The sequence below is a fragment of the Blautia sp. ZXY-1-B12 genome (assembly GCF_056339915.1).
Window position 1 is genome coordinate 1 of record NZ_JBWJVP010000038.1, and the last position, 2,361, is coordinate 2,361.

Here is a 2,361-nt window from a genome sequence, read left to right on the forward strand (position 1 = left end):
AGGATGCTCTGATCGAAGCATTAGACAGCGGAAAAGTAAAGAAATATGTGACAGACTTTGCAAACCATACAGTAGCAGGACATAAGGGAATCCTGGTAACTCCACACCTTGGAGCATCTACAGAAGAATCCGAAGAAAACTGTGCGGTAATGGCTGTAAAAGAAGTCAGAGATTTCCTCGAGAACGGAAATATCAAGAACTCTGTAAACTTCCCGAACTGCGACATGGGAACCTGCGTAGCAGTAGGACGTATCGCCATCTGCCACAAAAATATCCCGAACATGATCAGCCAGTTCACCAAGATCCTTGGTGCAGAAGGCCTGAACATCGCAGATATGACAAACAAGAGCAAAGGCGAATACGCTTATACTCTCATCGATCTGGAAAGCACAGCATCCAAAGAAGCACTGGATGAGCTGAAAGCAATTGAAGGTGTTTCCAGAGTTCGTGTGGTAAAATAAGAAACATTGATCTGAAAAAGTAATAAAAAATCTCCTGTGATTCTGGTTGCAATCACAGGAGATTTTTTATTACTTTACTATAAACTATTTTTTGACTTTGAATTTTTTTATATCGGAATATGGACTGTAAACTCTGGATTTATTTTTGGAGGTCTTATTCCAGGAACGTACTGTCACATACCAGGTGCCTTTCTTTACGTTTGTAAAGGTTACAGTTACGGTATTTTTGCCTTCTGTACGTTTCACATATTTCTTAACCGGGTATTTTTCACCTGCGGAAGTCTTGTATTTGTTTCCAAGCAGGATTTCATAACCTGTGGCATTTTTGCATTTTGTGTAAGTAACAGTCACAGTGTTTTCTTTTACAGTAATATCTTTGATCTTTGGCTGCTGCGGTGTGACAACAGTGATCTTGATCTTCTTGATCTTTGTCCAGGAACCATAGACCTTATTGCCCTGTGCATCCAGAACCCAGCTTCGGGCTGCCACATACCAGGTACCTTTTGAAAGATATTTGAAAGATGCCTGTGGCTTGCCTGTTGAGGAAACTGTCTTGCTGAACTTTTCTGTCTGGAGCATATTTGATTTCTTGCTGATTACGAAGTCATAACCCTGAGCACCTGCACATCCTTTGGAAAGTTTGACAGTTAATTTATTTCTGTCAATGGAATGGCTGGAAATCTTTGTGTTAGCAGGACGCAGGTATGCACCGTTTTCATCTGTGATACTTCCGTCTGTGTGAATGACTCTGCCATTGAGAGATTCTGTACCAAATGCTATGAAATAATCCTGTCCTTTGGAAAGGGTAAAGTCAGCATATGGAATACTGCGCTCAAATGCACCGCCTACAGTTACAGTCTGGATACACTGCAGAACCCCATTCTCAGCATCATACCAGAACAGATTTGCCATAAGTCCTGCACAGGAAGCATCTGCCTTTACAGAAAGCACAGCCGGGAAATCGAAAGCTCCGTTTCTTCCAAGATGGAAACCGAAATCATTCTGGTTTGTGGAGATCAGGCTGTATAACGCTGCCGGGATATATTCTGCTGTGTTTGTAACAGAAAGATCTATATCCGCAGGTGTTTCTGATGTAATGGAAGTACCGTTGATTTCCCAGATGAAACCATTCTCCATATCAAGATTCAGGGAAATATCTTTGCCTTTTATCCCGGATAAAACAGAAGCAGGAAGTGTCCTGGAACCGTTCAGGGTAATGGAAATGGTATCTTTTTCTTTGGAAACCTTAATCAGATCATTGACAGCATCCCAGCCTTTCTTCTGGAAACTTCCCTCAATATAAGGTTCCCCATCACCAAGCTTTACCGAGGTTTTTTGTATCCTGATGTTTGCACCGCTTACAGGTGTAAGTTATGATTCCGTCAGTTTCTGTAGTTGGTTCTGTAGTGATAACGCCGCTGTCATAGTCATGGCCATATGCGGAAATGGTATAACCGGAGGATAGTGTTTCACCACAGTCTGCGCAGTAGGTATCTCCGCTGTACCCGCTGGAAGTACAGGATGGAGAGGAGTAGTAGCGTCCGGCGGTGTGTGGGTGCGTGCATTGCTTCTCTGGTGATTGTGTAAGCAATAGTTTCTGTTTTCGTAATTCCCCTTGTTTGCGTCTTCGCCAGTGTAAATTGCGGTAGCGGTATTGTCTCCGACATTCAGATCTTTAGTTGAATCTTGCCATTCCCAGTTTTCAGGAAGAGGATCAGGATCAATCTCATTTACTTTCTTACAGGACCATGGAACGAAGATTGTGTTTTTCAATGGAAAATTTGGTGTATTGTCTGATTCCTTTATTGTAAAAGACCAATTTGGATCACTTAGGTCACCGGTGGTGGGATAATAAAAATCACCCTCATTAACAGCTATTTTTACTGTATAGTCTCCTGCG

At 42.2% G+C, this 2,361-nt stretch carries 3 protein-coding genes; 1 reads left to right on the forward strand and 2 read right to left on the reverse strand.

All coding sequences use genetic code 11. The features are described from left to right. A partial coding sequence (locus tag AC075L_RS03175; protein ID WP_476387120.1) for a phosphoglycerate dehydrogenase occupies window positions 1-461 on the forward strand: 461 nt, incomplete at its 5' end. 84 nt (window positions 462-545) lie between these two features. On the opposite strand, the gene AC075L_RS03180 is transcribed toward AC075L_RS03175, so the two are convergent. Together AC075L_RS03180 and AC075L_RS03185 are read right to left on the reverse strand one after the other, a co-directional pair. Then, window positions 546-1,598 (reverse strand): hypothetical protein, encoded by a 1,053-nt coding sequence (locus tag AC075L_RS03180; protein WP_476387121.1) that lies wholly within the window; start codon window positions 1,596-1,598, stop codon window positions 546-548. Window positions 1,599-1,832: 234 nt separating this feature from the next. Continuing rightward, a partial coding sequence (locus tag AC075L_RS03185) for a hypothetical protein (protein WP_476387122.1) occupies window positions 1,833-2,361 on the reverse strand: 529 nt, incomplete at its 5' end.

Excerpts from the sequence above, each read along its gene's own strand:
- AC075L_RS03180 (WP_476387121.1), bottom strand. The coding sequence starts at position 1,598 with ATGGAGAATGGTTTCATCTGGGAAATCAACGGTACTTCCATTACATCA.